Annotated in this window: 14 protein-coding genes; 13 read left to right on the forward strand and 1 reads right to left on the reverse strand. The window is 44.6% G+C overall.

Going from position 1 to position 17,437, the window contains the following annotated elements; all coding sequences use genetic code 11:
* Nucleotides 1-3: 3 nt before the first annotated feature.
* From DRW07_RS16670 to flgL, 4 genes are read left to right on the forward strand one after another with little or no spacing between them, the layout of a single operon-like run.
* Nucleotides 4-1,122: a flagellar basal body P-ring protein FlgI gene (locus DRW07_RS16670; protein WP_124029282.1), complete on the forward strand. Its 1,119-nt coding sequence runs from the start codon at nt 4-6 to the stop codon at nt 1,120-1,122.
* Entirely contained in the window at nt 1,122-2,024 is a 903-nt protein-coding gene (gene flgJ / locus DRW07_RS16675; RefSeq protein WP_124029086.1) for a flagellar assembly peptidoglycan hydrolase FlgJ, read from the forward strand. The genes DRW07_RS16670 and flgJ overlap by 1 nt, the downstream gene beginning before the upstream one ends.
* Nucleotides 2,021-4,159: a flagellar hook-associated protein FlgK gene (flgK, locus tag DRW07_RS16680; protein ID WP_124029087.1), complete on the forward strand. Its 2,139-nt coding sequence runs from the start codon at nt 2,021-2,023 to the stop codon at nt 4,157-4,159. Before flgJ ends, flgK begins: the two co-directional genes overlap by 4 nt.
* Nucleotides 4,160-4,165: 6 nt before the next feature.
* On the forward strand, nt 4,166-5,386 hold the full coding sequence (gene flgL, locus DRW07_RS16685; RefSeq protein ID WP_124029088.1) for a flagellar hook-associated protein FlgL: 1,221 nt from the start codon (nt 4,166-4,168) through the stop codon (nt 5,384-5,386).
* A 3-nt stretch (nt 5,387-5,389) separates the two neighbouring features.
* Here the strand turns inward: flgL and DRW07_RS16690 are convergent, their stop codons facing one another.
* Nucleotides 5,390-6,328 carry a hypothetical protein gene (locus DRW07_RS16690; protein ID WP_124029089.1) on the reverse strand — a complete coding sequence of 313 codons (939 nt, stop codon included), beginning with the start codon at nt 6,326-6,328 and terminating at the stop codon, nt 5,390-5,392.
* 230 nt (nt 6,329-6,558) lie between these two features.
* Between DRW07_RS16690 and DRW07_RS16695 the strand changes: the two genes are divergently transcribed.
* From DRW07_RS16695 to DRW07_RS16735, 9 genes are all read left to right on the forward strand, one after another.
* Nucleotides 6,559-7,389 (forward strand): flagellin N-terminal helical domain-containing protein, encoded by an 831-nt coding sequence (locus DRW07_RS16695; RefSeq protein ID WP_124029090.1) that lies wholly within the window; start codon nt 6,559-6,561, stop codon nt 7,387-7,389.
* Between the two features lie 350 nt (nt 7,390-7,739).
* Nucleotides 7,740-8,573 carry a flagellin N-terminal helical domain-containing protein gene (locus DRW07_RS16700; protein WP_124029091.1) on the forward strand — a complete coding sequence of 278 codons (834 nt, stop codon included), beginning with the start codon at nt 7,740-7,742 and terminating at the stop codon, nt 8,571-8,573.
* Nucleotides 8,574-8,981: 408 nt separating this feature from the next.
* Nucleotides 8,982-9,818: a flagellin N-terminal helical domain-containing protein gene (locus DRW07_RS16705; RefSeq protein ID WP_124029092.1), complete on the forward strand. Its 837-nt coding sequence runs from the start codon at nt 8,982-8,984 to the stop codon at nt 9,816-9,818.
* A gap of 592 nt (nt 9,819-10,410) precedes the next feature.
* The gene (locus DRW07_RS16710; protein WP_124029093.1) at nt 10,411-11,241 is read left to right on the forward strand and encodes a flagellin N-terminal helical domain-containing protein; all 831 of its coding nucleotides are present in this window, start codon (nt 10,411-10,413) and stop codon (nt 11,239-11,241) included.
* A gap of 87 nt (nt 11,242-11,328) precedes the next feature.
* Complete coding sequence (locus DRW07_RS16715) at nt 11,329-11,754, forward strand: flagellar protein FlaG (protein WP_124029094.1); 426 nt, start codon at nt 11,329-11,331, stop codon at nt 11,752-11,754.
* A 12-nt stretch (nt 11,755-11,766) separates the two neighbouring features.
* Nucleotides 11,767-13,215 carry a flagellar filament capping protein FliD gene (gene fliD / locus DRW07_RS16720; RefSeq protein ID WP_124029095.1) on the forward strand — a complete coding sequence of 483 codons (1,449 nt, stop codon included), beginning with the start codon at nt 11,767-11,769 and terminating at the stop codon, nt 13,213-13,215.
* Nucleotides 13,216-13,229: 14 nt separating this feature from the next.
* Nucleotides 13,230-13,658, forward strand: a complete 429-nt coding sequence (fliS, locus tag DRW07_RS16725; protein ID WP_124029096.1) for a flagellar export chaperone FliS — start codon at nt 13,230-13,232, stop codon at nt 13,656-13,658.
* Complete coding sequence (locus DRW07_RS16730; protein WP_124029097.1) at nt 13,655-13,972, forward strand: hypothetical protein; 318 nt, start codon at nt 13,655-13,657, stop codon at nt 13,970-13,972. Before fliS ends, DRW07_RS16730 begins: the two co-directional genes overlap by 4 nt.
* 2 nt (nt 13,973-13,974) lie before the next feature.
* Nucleotides 13,975-17,436, forward strand: coding sequence for a 6-hydroxymethylpterin diphosphokinase MptE-like protein (locus DRW07_RS16735; protein ID WP_124029098.1), 3,462 nt, complete (start codon nt 13,975-13,977; stop codon nt 17,434-17,436).
* Nucleotide 17,437: the final 1 nt, after the last annotated feature.

The raw sequence follows: 17,437 nt of genomic DNA on the forward strand, positions 1-17,437 counted from the left end.
ATGATGAAAAGTATCTGTGCCATTATCGTTTTTATACTAAGTTTTTCACTCCTTTCCGGCGATGCTAATGCGCAGCGCGTTAAAGATGTCGCAAGTATCCAGGGCGTACGCAGCAACCAGTTAGTGGGTTACGGTTTAGTAGTTGGTCTTCCAGGAACGGGTGAACAGAGCCCGTTTACAGAACAAAGCTTTCGCACCATGTTGTCTAACTTTGGCATTAGTGTGTCACCCAACGTAAAGCCAAAAATTAAGAATGTTGCAGCTGTGGCGGTACACGCAGACCTGCCAGCTTTCGCAAAGCCAGGTCAAACCATAGACGTTACCGTGTCCTCTATGGGGGAAGCAAGTAGCCTACAGGGGGGCACCTTATTACAAACCTTTCTCAAAGGTTTGGACGGAAAGGTTTATGCTGTGGCTCAAGGTAGTTTAGTTGTAAGTGGTTTCGGTGCAGAAGGGGGTGACGGAAGCCGCATCGTAGTGAATACACCTACTGTCGGACGTATTCCCAATGGTGCGTTGGTTGAGCAAACCGTTCAAAGTGGTTTTGCTAACGGTGACTACCTGACCTTGAATCTGCATCACCCAGACTTTTCAACTGCAAAACGTTTGGCCGATACCATCAATCAGCGTTTAGGGGCAGACCCCGCCAAGGGCTATGCCATTGCAACACCTTTAGACGCAGCCTCTGTGAGAGTGACGGCGCCACGAGATCGTGGCCAGCGGGTCGGCTTTTTGGCTACTTTAGAAAACTTTGAGTTTACGCCTGCAGATGCGCCTGCCCGTGTAGTGATCAATAGCCGTTCTGGCACCATTGTGATAGGTCAGGATGTTCGATTGTTACCTGCCGCCATAACCCATGGCGGGCTCACCGTGACCATTTCTGAGAACCAACAGGTAAGTCAGCCCAATGCTTTTGCAGACGGCGATACTGTGGTGACTACACAATCTATTGTTGATGTTAACCTCGCTGATAGCCGCATGTTTAAGTTTGACCCAGGGGTGACACTGGACGAGCTTGTCAGGGCTGTGAATGAGGTTGGCGCTGCTCCGGGTGACTTAATGGCAATTCTTGAAGCCTTGCAGCAGGCTGGTGCCTTGCGCGGTGAGTTGGTTGTGATCTGATGGAACTCAAAAATATCGCCAATGACCAGCTGGATTTTGCCCGCAATGCTACTGACATTGCAGGCTTAGATTCATTGCGTCAGGCTGCGCACAGCGGTAATGGTGAGGCACTTGAAAAAGCCGCCCAGGAGTTTGAAGCCATCTTCGTACGTATGATGCTCAAATCTATGCGGCAGGCGCAAGAAGCATTGGCCGATGAAAATAACCCCATGAACTCCCAACATGTAAAATTTTACCGAGACATGCATGATCAGCAAATTGCTTCAGACCTAGCCGCGGGAGAGGGCATGGGCTTAGCTAAGCTTATTGTGCAGCAGCTTGGTCCGCAACAAGAAGGATACATGCCATCCTCTGCGATTCGACAAGGGGCAAATCTTCCGACTCAGCAGCATACATCCACCGTTCAAAGAGGTCAGAAGGCTGCGGGTTTTGATAACCAGCAAGCATTTGTAGACCAACTTTTACCAGCGGTTAAGCCCGTGGCTGATGCACTAGGCATAGACGCCAGTGGACTGGTTGCGCAGGCAGCTTTGGAGACAGGCTGGGGCCAGCATATGATCCACTCTGCGCAAGGCAAAAACAGCCACAATTTATTTGGTATTAAAGCCAGTAATGGATGGCAAGGAGAGCAAGCGACCGTGCCAACATTGGAGTATAAAAACGGCGTTGCTAACAAAGAATCGGCGGCGTTTCGGGTGTATTCCTCTATTCAGGAAAGCATTCAGGATTATAAAGACTTCCTTCAGCACGGCCGATATTCAAAAGTACTGGAGCAAGCCGGTAATACAGAAGGCTTTTTCAGTGCACTGCAAAAAGCAGGTTATGCGACAGACCCTCAGTATGCTGACAAGGTAATGGGTATTATGAAACGCCTCAAAAGTGAATTCGGGGCTGGTTTATGAGTTTTATTCGAAACACAGACCTGTTTAGTATTGCCACTTCTGGCGTGGCCGCAAGCACGCGTCTACTTCAGACGACAGGTAATAACATTGCTAACGTTAATACTGAAGGTTATGTTAGAGAGCGCACATCACTTTCTACGCCGCAAATTGGCGGTGTAGAAGTCGCTTATACAGAGCGGGTTATTAATCAGTTTGCCGTGAATCAACGCAGAAGAGACCTGACTGAGGTAGGTGAATGGCGCACTTATGATGAGAAAGCTAACGCCATCGACAATTTGCTTGCCAATGAAGCAAATTCCATTTCAACAGGCTTAAGCGATTTTTTTGCCTCTGTACAAACAGCGGCTGACGACCCTTCAAGTTTATCATCGCGAGACGTGGTGTTGGGAGAGGCTCGACAATTGTTAGGACAAATGTCCACCATGTCTGACTTTCTCAGAGCAAAGGAGAAAGAGGTCAACCTCGAATTTACCAGTGCAGTTAACAGAGCGAATTCGTTGATTGAACAAATTGGGGAGCTGAATAAAGCGATAACATTTGTGACCAGTGCTAATCTCAAGGAAGATCCTGGCTCGCTCTTAAATGAACGAGACAATGCGATTAACGAGTTGGCGGGGTTGCTGTCGATTGAAGTCCGTGATGGCGGTAATGCAGGTGGCAGTGGTCTTGCCGTGAACCTCACCACAGGTGAATCTCTGGTATTAGAAGACGGTGATTTTAATATTTTAGAGTTGGGAAGCGATGCCGATCTGACCTTCAAAGAAATTCAAGTTGGTACCAATTTTACCAATAAAGGTAACACCAGCATTAACGTACTGGAAAATGATTTAGGCGGTGTCTTAGGAGGGCTGTTTCGCTACAGGGACGAGATTCTTGGACCAGCACAACGTGATCTTGGCCAACTCGCTGTCGCTATCGGTGATGCCATCAATAGCCAAAACCGGCTAGGAATGGATATGGATCAACAGCTGGGTGGTGACATTATTGCTCTGCCGACTTTTTCAGGATTACCTTACACGGATACGCCGGGAAATCTGACTGTAGAGGGGCGCTTTACGCCAGGTAAAGGGGCTGAAATCACCGATGCGGATATCAAAATTACTGTGACGGCAGTAAACGGAGCAGACCAGCCCACTGAAATAACGATAGAGTATTTGGAAGGCAATGGTGAGCCGAAGCGCGATGCTACGGGCAATCCTATTGTGTTAACGGGTATAACGGTGGGTGCAGGTTACAATGAAATCCAAGGTGGTATTGAAATAGAATTTGACCCCTCGGATACCTTTAGTGTCGATAATGAATTTTTATTACAACCGACAAAATTTGCTGCCAACAATATTGAAATGGCAACCATGCGCCCTGAAGACCTTGCCTTTGCATTGCCCGTTAGAGTCGAGCCTGATGGCGAAAACTTAGGTGATGCGATTGTCTCGTTTACGAAAGTCACCAACACCACACTTGGAACTGGAAACGACAGGTCTGCCTTCGATGGCAATGGAGGCCTGCATGATGTAGCTGGCTCTCCCAGTGCGACACAGGGTGCACCTGTACAAATTGTATTTGTATCAGAGACTGAATTTCAGGTACTCGATGGTGAAAATCCAGCCAACGTTATTACCAATGTAACTGGAGTGACCAACTACGAGAACCTACTTGAACAAGCTCAGAACAGTGGTGCTGCGCCAGCATGGCCAGCCTCGTTTGCAGCGCTTGATGACTACCCCGGTTACGATTTTAGCTTAAGCGGAATTCCCAAGCCCGGTGACAGTTTTACCATTCAATATAACACTGACGGGATTGATGATAATCGCAATGCCGTTATTATGGGTGGACTGCAGGAAGGTGCATTTGTGCAATTGAGCAGTGAAAGTACGAATCAAGCTCGCACTTTTCAGGAAGCATACTCCTCTATGGTAGGACGTGTTGGCGAACAATCGGCGAATGCCGATATTACACTTAGAGCTTCTGAGGCAACACTGGCTAGTTCAGAAAAGTGGTTTCAGTCGGTATCGGGTGTCAGCCTGGATGAGGAAGCAGCTAATTTAGTACGTTTTCAGCAGTCCTATGCAGCGTCTGCACAGATTTTGCGGGCGGCTCAGGAGTTATTCGATACTATTCTGGCTGCGGCGAGGTAATAACATATGCGTGTCCCAACGAGTTTGCTTTTTGACCAAAATATTCGCGCAATTATGAATAACCAGCAACAGCTGGCGGATGTCCAAGAGTCGCTTTCAACCGGGAAAAAGATCAATCGGCCTTCCGATGATCCCGTTGGCGCGGCCAAGGTGTTGCGTATTACTGAGTCGTTGGACAAGTTGACTCAGTATCAAAGGAATAACGACCTGTTAACCAATTCGTTGGAGCAGCAGGAAGTGGTTCTGCAAAATGTCAATGATGCCGTTCAGCGTGCGCGCGTGCTGGCAATTCAGGCCGGTTCCGGGATTTTGGCATCTGCAGACAGAAAAGCAATAGCCACTGAAATCGAGCAAATTCGCAATGAGGTGTTCGACCTAATGAACACGCGAAATGCTAATGGCGAATATATCTTTTCCGGATATCAGTCTCAGTCACAGGCTTATGAATTTAATCCGTCTTCCGCTACACCGTTCACCTATTTAGGTGACAATGGTACTAACAACGTGAAGCTATCAGACAGTGTTGAGGTTCGCAGTACAGTAACGGGCGCACAAGTGTTTGACAATGCGCTTGCGCGCTTCGATTTTGAGATCACGGGTACTACGGGGGCGACCATTGAAGAGGCCAGCATTCTTCAGCAGGGCACATTTGATAAGTTTTATGATAACAACTATGACTTGGTCACTGCGGCAAACAATGATTTTCGGTTTACTGTGCTTGCCGGCAACCAAATACAACTGACGAATCAAGGTACGGGCGCGACAGTAGCCACCTTGGGTTTTACCTCTGGAGAAAGTTTTTCGTTTCAGGGGGCGACCTTCCGTTTCAATGCTGGTGTCGGTGATACGGTAGATTTTTCGCTCCAGCCACCCGACAAAAAGAATATTGCTGAAACACTTAACGATTTTGTTAATGCATTAAAAAATGACGCTACTGACGCTGATTTGCGCGAAGCCATTTCTGATGTGGTGGTAGGCATTGATAACGCCAAAGAGCTCATAGGCAATGAGATTTCATCCATTGGTGGCCGAAGGAATATTGCCACTTCTATTTATGAAACAAACCTCGACCTTGAAATCGTCAACAAGGAAGCGCGTAGTAAAATCGAAGACACAGATTATGCAGAGGCCTCGGCTGAGTTTGCTAAACAGGAAACTGCCTTGGAAGCAACTCTAGCTACGTTCCCGCGTATATCTAATCTGTCATTGTTTAATTTTATTTCTTAAGGCTCACTGCAACGTAAGGTGTGCCAGATAGACACGGCTTTGTCGGTCAATGTGCATTGAGTAATAGGCTATCCACAGATTATCACCTTCTGTTACAAGGCCGGGGTAACTATTGTCGCCAGCACTGGGTAATACCAATTGCTTTTGTAATGAGGCCGATGAGGGCGAGAGTAACCAAACGGCCGTTTTTAGTCGGCCGCTTTCTATTGTTCTACCTGCAACTATGAGAAGGTCTGGGTCCAACTCAATTAATACTGGCCCACCGATATAAGTAGATAAATCTGTCCATTGCCAGCGTGTGTATGGAAAAGCAGCGCGGCCCCACATGGCTGAATAGGTGTCAGCATCTCGACGCACTAGGGCATGTAATACGCCCTCACCATCGAACCAAATGTCACTTTCGTTAGGATAACCTTTACCGTGTTTTTCAAGAGACAATATGCCGTGCTTGACACACTCCATGCTACCAAGCGGGTTGCCCCTATAAAGATCTACTCTGTTTGCTGCACGATTATAAGCAATGCCGTAAGCAAGCTTTTCATGCCAACGCAAGCGCCATAGCCACCAGCCCGCAGGACCAAAATAGCGGGGCGATGACCAGGTTTTCCCATTATCACTAAACCAACAAACGCTTTGTGAAAATGTTGTTTTATTGTTCTGATCGTGATGCCTTGCATAAGCTATCAGTAGTACTTTGCCGTTTGGCATCAATGATAATTTGGGGTCTCGTAGGTCCACTGAGGGAAAGCAAAGTTGTTGTCGATGAGATATTCGGTTGTCAGCTTCGATCAATGCAGTCTCAATTGTACCCGCACTACTCACATGATTGACTGCTTTTCGATAACAAACGAGAAGCCCATCTGCAACGTTGAGTAAATCCACAAACGCGCAGTGTGGCCCTTTTGAAGAAACTTGTAGAATTTGCTCAATTTTAAATCGCATCTTATTTTTCAAAGTAATCTTAATTATTTCAATAGTATAGGACTCAATAAAAGTTCTGTTTTGGATTTTTTTGCATTTTTTGCTCAAGGGAATTTTTCTATCGACGATAACAAAAACGAGAGAGCCAGTTCATCAGTCCAATTTTAAGCGGTCTGGTGGTCTACTAAGTAAAAATTGCCGGACAAATCCGGTCGCCAGCCAACGCTGGACTGAGAGTGTAGGAGAGTCACATGACTTTATTCGTCAATACCAATGTATCTGCGATCAATGCGCAGCGTCAGCTTTTCGATGTGGGTAACCGGTTGAACGTATCTTTTGAGCGTTTGTCTTCAGGCTTTCGCATCAACAGTGCAGCCGATGATGCCGCAGGTTTACAAATCACCGACCGTTTAACATCACAGGTTCAAGGCCTTAATCAAGCGGTGCGCAACGCCAATGACGCGATTTCTTTGGCGCAAACGGCAGAAGGAGCCTTGCAGGAGTCGACCAATGCGCTTCAACGTATTCGTCAGCTAGCAATTCAATCACAAAACGGCATTAACTCATCTGCTGACCGAGCTGCACTTCAGCAAGAAGTCACTGCGTTGGTGAGTGAATTGTCAAGAGTGGCAACAGACACCCAATTCGGGGGCTTGAGCATCCTAGACGGTAGCTTCTCTACAGCATTCTTAGTGGGTGCAAATGCGGGGCAAACAATCAGTGTTAACCTATCTAGCTCAAACGGTGCATCGTTTGGTGCCTCTGGTTTGGGCGTCGGCACGGTTGACGTTACCACAACAGCGAATGCTTCAAGTGCACTTGCATCTATCGATACTGCAATATCAGCAATTGGTGCACAGCGTGCTGAACTGGGTGCCTTGCAGAATCGTTTCCAGTCTACTATACGTAACCTTAGTAACATCGCTGAAAACGTATCTGGCGCACGGTCTCGTATTAAAGATACAGACTTTGCCGCAGAGACTGCTGAATTGACCCGTAATCAGATTATACAGCAGGCGAGTACTACTGTATTGTCTCAGGCGAATCAGCGTCCTCAGAGTGCACTTCAGCTACTAGGTTAATCGGGATAGTGGATGATGACCCACTGCCTGAGACGCCAGGAGTGCTAATGAGAGGTCAGGTAGTCCGGTTTTCGCTCAATCTCCTAACGTAGAGCGGTTGGTCGGGGCAATTCTTGCCTCGGCCTTTTTCATTTAAAAACCTATAAAAAACAAACGCTTAATAATTTAGCAAAAAATTCGCTAAAGGATTTTTTGTGCCTGCACGATAAACAAAACAAAGGGAACGGAAAAAACAAAAATAAGCCGTCAATCCCTAAAGCTACACGCACCAAAAATAATAATAGCGTGAGCAAAAACAGGCCTAAAAACAATAACAACGCCTGGTTAAAAAAAATCGTTAGGAGATTACAATGAGCTTGTTTGTTAGCACGAACGTGTCGTCGCTGAATGCGCAACGACAACTGTTCACCTCTAATAACAACCTGAGCACGGCATTTGAGCGCTTGTCATCAGGTTTTAGAATCAATAGCGCCAAAGACGACGCGGCAGGTCTACAGATTTCTGACCGTGTAACCTCACAAATTATGGGCTTGGATCAAGCTGTTAGAAATGCCAACGACGGTATTTCTCTTGCGCAAGTGGCTGAAGGTGCCATGCAGGAGATCACCAATGCGTTGCAGCGGATCCGTGTACTTGCTATTCAGGCCCAAAACGGGATCAACACCTCGGCTGACCGCCTTGCACTTCAAAAAGAAGTGTCAGCACTCAAGCTAGAAATTAGTCGAATTGCTGTTACGTCGCAGTTTGCTGGTGGTGATATCTTAACGGGTGCGTTTTCCACTGCCTTTCTCGTTGGTGCACAAGCGGGACAATTCATCAGTTTTAATCTTTCAAGACCTGGTGGATATGGGTTCTCAGGGCTGACTAATGGTCAAACTGATTTAAGTGTCGCCACTACTGCACTGGCATCGGCTGCGCTGCCCATCGTTGATTCAGCGATATCGGCAATCAACGCTAAACGGGCCGACTTGGGTGCTATTCAAAATCGGTTTCAGTCCACTATTCGAAACCTTACCAATATTTCAGAAAATGCAGCAGCGGCACGTTCTCGCATACGTGACACAGATTTTGCCACAGAAACGGCAGAATTGACCCGTTGGCAGATTATTCAACAAGCCAGTGTATCGGTTCTGGGACAAGCTAATCAGCGTCCTCAGGCAGCACTGCAGCTACTGCAGGGATAACAATGACATGATGAGGCTGTATACGCGGGGGCAGACTGCAGCCAGTAATGAATAACGATTGAGTAGATAAAAAGAAAACGGTCGGAATGCAATTTGTGGGGCAGACTGCAACCGACCGATGAGTAGAGTGAATTTGCAAGACAACGTGTAAAAAAAGTAGTGCTTTGTGCTGTTTAAGCTGCCGACTGACAGGTAAGACGCCAGGAGGTAGTGAGAGGTATGAGGTCTGGTACGCCAGACCTGCCCGTCAGCATTAAACTTACTTTTAAACGGCAACACCGAGCAAAAGCGTCGGCATTCCGCCGACCATTTGAGAGATGCATAGGTTGTGCCAACACGTTGATTTAGTAAAAACTGCGCAATAAAAAAAGCAATAGCGCATGAATATCAACTGTTAGGAGAAACCTTATGAGTCTTTATGTTAATACCAATGTTTCATCGATTAATGCGCAACGTCAGCTATTTACTTCTGGAAATGGGTTAGATACGGCATTCGAACGCTTGTCTTCCGGATTTCGTATCAACAGTGCTGCTGATGATGCTGCTGGTCTTCAGATCGCTGACCGTGTTACTTCACAAATTCTAGGCCTTGACCAGGGTGTGAGAAATGCCAATGATGGTATATCACTTGCCCAGGTTGCAGAAGGTGCTTTATCTGAGACAACCAATGCACTCCAGAGAATCCGGGTACTGGCAATCCAGTCACAGAACGGTATCAACAGTTCTTCAGACCGTATCGCACTGCAAAAAGAAGTGTCAGCACTGAAATTGGAAATCAGTCGAATTGCCTCTACTACTCAATTCGCTGGGGTAGAAGTTCTCAATGGAACGTTTTCAACCGCCTTTTTGGTTGGCGCAAACGCAGGGCAAACGATTAGCGTCAATATTTCCAGTACGAATGGTGCTTCATTCGGTTTCTCAGGGTTAACCAATGGGCAAACTGACTTGAGTGTGGAGACAACCGCGCAGGCCTCTACGGCACTAACTGTTATTGACAGTGCGATTTCTGCAATCGGCGGTATTCGTGCAGACTTAGGTGCCATTCAAAACCGCTTTCAGTCGACTATCAGGAACTTAAGTAACATTTCTGAAAATGCACAAGCGGCAAGATCGCGTATCCGTGATACAGACTTTGCCGCCGAAACGGCATCATTAACCCGCTTCCAGATTATCCAGCAGGCAAGTACATCCATACTGGCACAGGCGAATCAGCGACCGCAGGCGGCATTGTCTTTACTTCAGTAAAAAAGCAGGGGAACAATTGAATCAATAATCTCGATGAGAGGGTGGAACTGAGAGGCCAACCCTTGCCAAGGAAGGCGGCCGCAAGGCTTGAAACCTAGCGGCCACACTACATAAAACGCCGACTAACAGAACCGAGAGTGTAGAAGTTATGGTTGAGAGGCCAGTATTTTTCTACTAATTCTGCCAGCCGACTGAAACAGTATTTGCTCCAATCTCCTAACGTGAGCAAGCTGGCCGGGTCTTATGACTCGGCCTTTTTTATTTTTATGCCGCGTCAAAAGTTTGTCCCTTCAGACTTACCTAATAATAGTTAGCACACCCCGTGCCAAAATGTAAATCTTTTCACGAAATACTTCTTTTTCTTCCCTAAGAGGGTTTTTTCTCAATTTTAATTTCTTTAAAACCTAATAAAAACAGATAGATAAAAATAATTTGAAAAAAAATTAAAAAAAAAGCTAAAGCTCCTTTAGGGAATGCCGATACCCATAGTTGAGGGGTAATTTAACTTGAGGTGATTTGGCCGGTGTAGTGACTTGTCAAATCAGGTATGTAGGCGTTAAGTGTGAGAGCTTTTCGCCCCAGGAGGTAGAAAATGACTTTATTTGTAAATACTAACGTCTCCGCCTTGAACGCACAGCGTCAGTTATTTGATGTCGGTCAGCGTTTGGGCACATCTTTTGAGCGTTTGTCATCTGGTTTTCGTATTAACAGTGCGGCAGATGACGCAGCGGGTCTTCAGATTTCTGACCGACTCACTTCACAAATCCAAGGCTTGAATCAGGCAGTACGTAACGCTAACGATGCTATTTCGCTGTCGCAGACTGCTGAAGGTGCTTTGTCAGAATCAACTACGGCATTGCAACGGATCCGCCAGCTAGCGGTGCAATCGCAAAGTGGTATCAACAGCTCCTCTGACCGTGCAGCACTTCAGCAGGAAGTTACTGCGTTGGTCAGTGAGTTGTCACGGATTGGTTCAGACACGCAGTTCGGTGGTGTTAGTCTGCTAGATGGTGGATTCTCCACAACCTTCTTAGTAGGAGCCAACGCAGGGCAAACAATCAGTGTCAATTTGTCTAGTGCAGACGGTGCTTCATATGGTGCGTCTGGCCTGGGTGTCGCCACTGTAGATGTGTCAACATTAACTGGGGCGTCTAGTGCACTCACTGCTATAGATACCGCGATTTCTTCAATCGGTGCTCAGCGTGCTGAGTTAGGTGCATTGCAGAATCGATTCCAGTCAACGATACGTAACTTGAGTAACATCTCTGAGAACCTTTCAGGGGCGCGTGCTCAGATACGTGATACTGACTTTGCTGCTGAAACTGCAGAATTGACGCGTAATCAGATTATTCAGCAGGCTTCAGTTTCTGTGCTGAGTCAGGCGAATCAGCGTCCGCAGACTGCGTTGTCGTTGCTTGGATAAGCTATAATAAAAATATAAATTTAGCGATAACGGGTGTCTGCAGATGCAGAGCCCGTTTTGTTGTTTATACTTTGTAGGAGGTGAATTGTGGAGATTTCAAACGTACAATTTGGCCAGAATGTTGCACAAAGCAACACGCTGCAGGATGCAGCCGATCAGTCAGCCCAAGTTCAGCAACGCGTACTTGAGCGTGACTTAGCCACAAATACGGTTACAGAAACTCAAGAAAATTCTGCTCAGGCCGATAGCCAAGAGAGAAGAGGGGAAGGCAGTCGCCCACTTGAGCAAGCGGTACAAGAAGTTCAGGAGTTTGTGCAAAGCCAGGCAAGAAATTTGGCTTTCGACATAGATGACGGCACAAATCGTTCTATTGTTACCGTGAGCGATACAGAATCCGGTGAGGTAATACGGCAAATTCCTTCCGATGAGGTGCTGAAATTGGCCGAACGCATTCAGTCATTGCAACAAGACATTGGCGCAAGTGTTGGAGTGTTCGTCAACAGGCAAGTGTAAATGAGGTAAGTTATGTCAATTCAATCATTAGGGGTTGGCTCAGGGCTTGCGCTTGATGATTTGGTCAAGCAGCTCCTAGAAGCCGAGCGCAAGCCAAAAACCGACAGGCTAGATGCGCGAGAAGAAAAAAACGAGGCAGAACTGTCTGGCCTTGGTCAGTTAAAGTCTAAATTATCAGACTTTAAAGATGCTGTTGATGAGCTTCGCAGAGACACTGATATCAGTGGAAGAGAGCCGGTAATTACCGACCCTGATGCTGATACCAGTATTATAACGGCTGAAGCTGCTAACAGTGCTTTGACCGGTGACTATGAAATTGCTGTTTCGCAACTTGCCTCAGGCAGCCGCATTATTACAAACGATGGCGATTTCGCTTCATCGTCAGATTCTGTGTTATCCGCGGGTTCTGGATCAGGCTCACTGACTTTCAAGATAGGCAATACCGGCGATACATTCTCGATTAACGTTGCAGAAGGGACGACCCTCGCTCAACTCAGAGAGCAAATAAACAACGACGAAAACAATTTTGGTGTTAAAGCCAATATTATCGAAACGGGTACTGCAGCGGGCGCTAAACTTGTCTTTACATCAGAGATAACAGGCACCAATAACGATCTGACCATCGTAAACGACAATGACCTGGCCGATTTGGAGAGACTGGCAACCACCAATTCTCTCGAGGCGGCTACTTATTTGGTTGCTGCAGAAAACGCTAAAAACGCAATTGCCACCATTGATGGTCTCACCGTTCAAAGTGCGACAAACGAATTTGAAAATACCATTCAGAATGTTTCTTTCACTGCTGAGAGAGAGTCGCCATTTGACACCGATGGCACCACAAGGCGCACGTCAACATTATCTATCGGATTTGATCGCGAAGGTTTAGATGGAAAAATTCGCGACTTTGTCGATAACTTTAATAACTTAATATCAGAAATTAAAACGCTTACCAAGTACGGTGAATCTGATTTGGAAGAAGACGGTGCTCTTGCTGGCGATGCATTGGCCCGAGGCATTCAAAATACACTTACCGGGTTAGTCGGCGAAAATGTATCAGCGTCCAAACTTGGCGGCTTGTTTCAACTGGGTATTGAGTTGGATGAAGACGGTAAATTAGAAATTGGCAGTGTTGACTTTGGTCTCGGCTCTGGCGAAGACAGACTGAAAGAGGCAATGGACGACAATTTCGATGAGATCGCAAAACTTTTTACTGACTCAGAAGAAGGTATTGCTGTTAGATTGTACGAAACGTTAAAGCTCTACACCGATTCTGGTGGTTTACTGCAGTCGAGAGAGCGAAATGCGAAGGACGAACGCGACAGAATTCTTGATGACAGAGCGGCTCTTGAACTGCGTCTTCTTAGTACAGAACAAATTTTACGAGATAAGTACCTTAATCTTGACCTTACAGTGGCAAGGTTAAATCAGACAGGATCTGCTTTATTAGCAGCATTAGGCTAGGTTAGGAGAGTGGTATGGCTTTAAAAGGTATCAATGCATATAAAAAAGGAAACCTGAAGCAGGATGTATCGACGGCTGACCCTCACCGCCTTACACTGATGCTAATGCAAGGGGCATTGGACAGGCTAGCTTATGCAAAAGGCGCTATGGAGCGCAGAGAGTATGAGGCAAAGTCTGAATATCTCTCAAAGGCAACGGCAATCGTCATGCACTTAAGAGATACGCTTGATATTGAAATTGGTGGCGAAATGGCGCAAAACATGTATGCCCTGTACGACTATATGGTTGAGTTAATTACAACCGCGAATGCAAAAAATAGTTTGCAGAGCATAGATGAAGTGATTAGCCTGTTAACACCTATTCGAGACGCATGGGTTCAAATTCCTGAGTCGGCTAAACAGGAAGCATTTGAAGCTCAACGTCAAAAACATGCAGCTGTGTGAAAGTAGAATCTTTATATCACCAATTCAGTACTGAGACTCTGAAACAGCTAAATATTGATATTTATGACGCTATCAAGGCTGTTTCGGAGCCAGAAAATGACTATCAAAAAGTGCTTGCTCTTGTTGAGAAACGAGATTTAGAAATTGTCACAATATTATCCAGCCTACGCGAGTCAGAGAAGCCCCTTTTTGCCCGACTTGAATCAGATATAAACGCCTTCTTTGTTGACGAAATTGCAAATTTGAAACAGGCTGTTGTTGAGGAAACAAAAACTTTTCTGCTTAGACGGAATGCAATTAAGAAGTACAAATAATAATGTTAAAAAATGTCTATTTGCATATTCATTCTGATGATGACGAACAACAGCTGATTGAGAAAGAACGCGTTGGTGAAATGACAGCGCTTGAGCGCTCCAATCTCAATACATTGCAAAGACGAATGCCTGGTCTTTATGAATTAGCCTGTATGGATGAATCATCTACGTCATCCATTATTTGTAATAAACATGGCGAGCTTAATATAGTTGACCAAAAAACAGGACGAGTTCTTTACGGAGAACACCCGAGACAAGAAATTTCAAAACACGTTGATTGGTTTTTGGAATACCCTTTTAGAATAACTTGCTCTGATACCCAAAGTGGAAGAACAGAGGCCCAAACAAACCGCTTTTTAGGCTTCGATTCACCAATCGCAGTTAAGTTGAGCGAACATGATAGCACTGTCAGTAATATGGATATTGTAGTGGTTTTGGGGTTGGGGTTAGGGTACCAACTTGACATGCTCATTGACCGGGTTAATCCCAGGCATATTATTATTTATGAACCAGATATTGGTTATTTGAAGAGCTCTTTGTTCGCCATTTCCTATAAAGCATTATTGGAGCGTGCAAACAAGCAGGGGGTAGGGCTTTATTTTCAGGCCGGTAAAGATGGGCGAGACATAAAAGCAGATATCACGGAGTTATCCGAAGTAACTCCTGCTGATGCCTTCTATGTATATAAACATTACAACCATCCTGTTTTTGATAAAGTGGTTAAAGATTTGGCTCTTGAAGCTTGGTGCGACATCCAACAAATTGAGCCATCTGAAAGCGAATTAACTAGTTTTATTGACTATGTTCCACCGTGGACACAGCCTTTTTACAGTCATCAGTGGACCCGAGCAGGTTTGAATCTCGCGTTATTCGAGAGCAATTTAGCTGCTTTAAAACGTTATTTTCCTGATATCCATGAGTCCATGGTGAACTATTCACCCAAAAACTGGTGGCCGGTTTCAAATAGTGATGGGATTGTAAATTTAGCATATCATCCAACAATGTCTCTACTGTATGGTGAAAATCCCTGTGTAGAGAGCAAGTTGAGTATTGAGGCCTTTAAAAAAAGGCCCAATATAGACGGCTTAGTGTTGGGCTACAATGGAAAAAAACTAAGAAAATATCAGCACTATCAACTGGTAAATAAATGTGAAGCAGTGCTAAACGAGCTTGAAGAAAGCAATGGCGATTTACCCGAGTCAGTAAAGTCAATGATTATTTTTGGCTTAGGAGTGGGCTATCAACTGCCACATTTATTTGAAAATCACACAGTCGAAAAACTGTTTATTTGCGAGCCCAACCCGGATTATTTTTTTGCTTCGCTGTTCTCAATTTCATGGTCAGAGGTTTTTGAGCGTTTCGATGTAGATGGCGGTCACTTATATATTAATATTGGCGATGACGGTTCGCATTTAATTGAAGATCTCCTTAAGCAGTTCCACACAGTGGGGCCTTACGTTTTGGCCAGTACCTATTTTTATCAGGGCTACTACAACGCAAACTTGGTTAATGCAATTGCGAGGCTGAGAGAGCAACTTAAAGTTATTATTGCAATGGGCGACTACTATGATCATGCAAAATACGGTATTGCTCATACTACTTGGTCCATAAACAACAATATCCGATACTTGACAAAGACGGGAATCAACTGTCTAGCTGAAAAAGTCAAAAGAATGCCTGTCATATTAGTAGGTAATGGTCCTTCTTTAGATACTTCAATAGAGTTTTTAAAGTCATCAAATGACAAGGCATTAATAGTTTCTTGTGGTACATCACTGCAAACATTGTATAAGTGGGGAATAAAGCCTGATTTTCACGCCGAAATAGAACAGAATCGCTCTACTTACGAATGGGCGACAAAAATTGACGGGTTTGAATACCTTAAAGATATAACGCTGATTAGTTGCAATGGGATTCATCCTGATACATGTCGCTTATATAAGCAGACCTTTCTAGCATTGAAAGAAGGTGAGGCCTCAACTGTTTTTTATACTGAGATGTTTCCTGATCACGATTTTGAAATCCTCACAAAAGCATTTCCGACAGTTACCAATCTAGCCTCAGATATAGTTAATAAAATTGGTTTTCAATCGATTTATCTTGTCGGTATTGATTTGGGGTTTGTGGATGACAAGTATCATCATTCCAAAGCGTCAGCGTACTATGATGATGATGGTGAGGAAATGTATGAATACGCGAAGGAAAATGACGTTACTCTTCTAGTCGAGGGTAATATAAGACCGTTTGTATATACAAAATATGAATTTAAGATAGCGCAAGCAATGCTTGAGCAAACTTTCACTAATCAAAATAGTGTTTACAACTTAAGTGACGGAGTAAAGTTCAGCTTTGCGTCAACTCTGGCTTATAAAGATGTTCTTTTTGACAAATTTGAGGGAAGTAAAGAGGTTCTATTCGAAGAACTTTGTAGTTCTTGTTTTGCTGAGGCCAATAAGTCTGAATTTAATGAGAAAAAGGAGAAGAGATTTAGTCACGCTTCACTATTGGAAGAATTAGAGGCGTTATCTCATCTTTTAGAAATTACGACATTTGACACTAAATGCAGCGTTATGGAGTTTGTTGATAAACACAGAGACTTACTTGTGAAGTCCTATCAGAGGAAAAAGAGCTTTCTGTTCTTTTATCTCAATGGAACTGTAAATTTTGTCAATAGTGCTCTAAGTAAAGTGGTAAACGTTGATAATGATTGGCTCATGCCTGCCACTGAAATCATTAGACTTTGGAAGGATTCTCTTAAAAAGATCACTTATCAGTTGACTCATGATGAGATGAGCTTCGATTTTGTCTCTGCTCATACCGTAGACAGAAGAAATATAGTCGCAAAAAGAAACTTCATGATTTGTCCAAAAAAAATTAAAATGGCGTCGAGTAAATATGAGCCTTTATTAAATACTTCTCTTAGCTATTTTGGGTTAGATCCCGACGCAACAATCGGGGCCAATGAAGAATACTTGATTCGGTTTAGCGAACAATGTGACGTCAGTTCCTATTCGAGAATATGCACTATTCACCAGCGTTCAGAGAAAATTGACTTAGAATGCATTGCGAAAAATGAATCTTTAGTTGTTTTACCTGGAAATTACTTAGACACAGGAACAGTTTCTGCGGCGAATGATTATGTGCGTATTCGATGTGCAATTTTTGCGCTATTCTCAAGCAAAAAAATAAAAGTGGTATTCCCAAAATTGCCTCTCGATAGCAAGACCCAGAGTATCACAGACTACTATAACTTAGATCTGGTATCTCATTGTTTTGCCTATGAATTAGAACATTGTGTCTTGTTTAGTATTGAGCCCTTGCCAGAGGAAGAAAAGCTGACTTTGGCTGGCGATAGATTAAAGTTGATACCACTAATTGCAGAAAGAGACCTTATTTATTGTGAACTACCATACGAACAACAATTAGATGAAAAAGACTACTACAGCAACATATTGGCGAGGTAGA

The organism is Paralteromonas sediminis, assembly GCF_003820355.1.
GTDB classification, from domain to species: Bacteria; Pseudomonadota; Gammaproteobacteria; order Enterobacterales; family Alteromonadaceae; genus Alteromonas_F; species Alteromonas_F sediminis.